Raw genomic sequence first — 2,352 nt, forward strand, 5'->3', positions numbered from 1 at the left:
CCCGGAGCGTCGTCGTCGGCAACGCTACAGCGAGGAGTTCAAAGCGCGTGTGGTTGCTGCCTGCCAGGGAATCGGCGTATCGGTTGCGGCGGTCGCGCTGGAACACAGGCTCAACGCGAATCTGCTGCGGCGCTGGATCGATCAGGCGGAAGGTCGACTTCCCAAGAGACCGTTGGGCCGTCCACCGGCCACGCCACCGTCACTGCCAGCCTTTGTGCCGTTGGCATTGGGAACGCCGAGTCCGCATTCGCCAGAGATCCGCATCGAGGTGCGCCGGGGAGATCAGTCGATCACGGTGAGTTGGCCGGTGTCCGAGGCAACCCAGTGTGCCGCCTGGCTGCGTGAGTGGCTGCGGTGATCCGTGTCGACGAGATCTGGCTGGCAGTCGATCCACTGGACATGCGCGCCGGTTTCGATACGGCCTTGGCACGTGTGGTCAAGGTGTTCGGCGCCGCTCACCCACACCATGCCTATCTGTTCGCCAATCGGCGCGCCAACCGCATGAAGGTCCTGATTCACGACGGGATCGGCATCTGGCTGGCCGCGCGACGCCTGAACCAGGGGCAATTCGCCTGGCCGCACCTTGGCAGCGAACCCAAGCAGCGTGCCTTGACGCACGAACAGCTGGCCGGTCTGGTGCTGGGCTTGCCGTGGCAACGCATCGGCGAGGACGGCGTGATCCGTGTCGTCTGAGTCCGGGGGGACGTAAACAGTTGCGCTTCCGCCGTCTGCAGGGTTCTGGCAGACTGGTCCGCATGAATTTGCCTGCCGACCTCGACGCACTCAGCCCGGAACAGTTGCGCGCCCTGACAGCGCAACTGATAGCCGAGGTCGAGGCGAAGGACCAGAAGATCAAGGAGAAGGAGCGGGAAGCGAGTGAACGCGACCGGGAACTACGCTACCGGCAGACCCGTATCGATCAACTCACCCACGAGGTCTCGGTCCTCAAGCGCCAGCAGTTCGGCCGGCGCAGCGAGCAGCTCAACAGTGAGCAGATGAACCTGCTCGACGAGGCGATCGATGGCGACCTGGTTGCCATCGAGATGGAACTCGAACAGCTTGAGCCGACACGAGTTGAACGGCCACGCGAGCAGCCGAAACGCGCACCGCTGCCGCCGCAACTGCCGCGCACCGACATCCATCACGAACCGGATAGCACGACGTGCCAGTGCGGTTGCGAACGCATACGCATCGGCGAGGACGTGAGCGAGAAACTGGACTACACGCCAGGCGTGTTCACGGTGGAGCGGCACATCCGCGGCAAGTGGGTGTGCAAAGCATGCGAGACGCTGATCCAGGCGCCGGTTCCGCCGCATGTGATCGACAAGGGCGTGCCCACTGCCGGGTTGCTCGCGCAGGTGCTGGTCGCCAAGTACGGCGACCACTTGCCGCTGTATCGCCAGGAACAGATCTTTGGTCGTGCGGGACTGGCCATTCCGAGATCCACGCTCGGTGCCTGGGTGGGCCGGTGTGGCGTGCAGTTGCAGCCGCTGGTCGACGCACTCCGCCAGGCCATCCTGCAACAGAGTGTGCTGCACGCGGACGAGACGCCAGTGCAGATGCTCAGCCCCGGCAAGGGCAAGACACACAGGGCGTACCTGTGGGCGTATACGCCGACTCAGTTCAGCGAACTGCGCGCGGTGGTCTACGACTTCGCCGAGAGCCGCGCCGGTGCGCACGCCCGCACGTTCCTGAGGGGCTGGCACGGCAAGCTGGTGTGCGATGACTACAGCGGGTACAAGGCCTCATTCCAGCACGGCATTACCGAGATCGGATGCGCGGCCCATGCCCGACGCAAGTTCTTTGAATTGCATGCCAATCACAGCAGCCAGATTGCCGGGCAGGCCCTGCCGTTCTTTACCGCGCTCTACGACATCGAACGGGAGGCCGCGGCATTGAATGCCGACGAACGGCAGCGGCTTCGCCAGCACCGCGCCAAAACGGTGTGCGATGCGCTCCATGAATGGCTGGTGGCACAGCGCAAACCCGTTGCGGAGGGTTCGGCGATTGCAAAGGCGCTGGACTACAGCCTGAAACGTTGGGACGCACTTACGCGCTATCTCGACGACGGGAACGTGCCGATCGACAACAACTGGGTTGAAAACCAGATCCGTCCGTGGGCAGTCGGACGGTCCAACTGGCTGTTCGCCGGATCGCTGCGTGCGGGACAGCGCGCGGCCACCATCATGAGCTTGATCCGCTCGGCGCAGTTGAACGGGCTCGACCCGCTCGCCTATCTGAAGGACGTCCTCACACGCTTGCCGACCCACAAGGCCAGCGACATCGACGCGCTGCTGCCGCATCACTGGCAGCCTCTCTTGAGCACCGCCTAAACTCGCTCGTCAAGACGGG

3 protein-coding genes are annotated in these 2,352 nt (G+C 64.2%); all 3 read left to right on the forward strand.

The features are described 5' to 3' along the window. Positions 1-358: IS66-like element accessory protein TnpA (gene tnpA / locus ACNQQL_RS35820; protein WP_347069653.1), on the forward strand; the 358-nt coding region annotated here is incomplete at its 5' end. Continuing rightward, positions 346-693, forward strand: coding sequence for an IS66 family insertion sequence element accessory protein TnpB (gene tnpB / locus ACNQQL_RS35825; protein WP_148092775.1), 348 nt, complete (start codon positions 346-348; stop codon positions 691-693). The genes tnpA and tnpB, both read left to right, overlap by 13 nt. A gap of 62 nt (positions 694-755) precedes the next feature. Continuing rightward, on the forward strand, positions 756-2,333 hold the full coding sequence (gene tnpC, locus ACNQQL_RS35830; RefSeq protein WP_347069656.1) for an IS66 family transposase: 1,578 nt from the start codon (positions 756-758) through the stop codon (positions 2,331-2,333). Positions 2,334-2,352: the final 19 nt, after the last annotated feature.

The sequence above is a fragment of the Burkholderia sp. LFS061 genome (genome assembly GCF_047978125.1).
Classification (GTDB): Bacteria; Pseudomonadota; Gammaproteobacteria; order Burkholderiales; family Burkholderiaceae; genus Burkholderia; species Burkholderia pyrrocinia_C.

Excerpts from the sequence above, each read along its gene's own strand:
- tnpC (WP_347069656.1), top strand. The coding sequence starts at position 756 with ATGAATTTGCCTGCCGACCTCGACGCACTCAGCCCGGAACAGTTGCGC.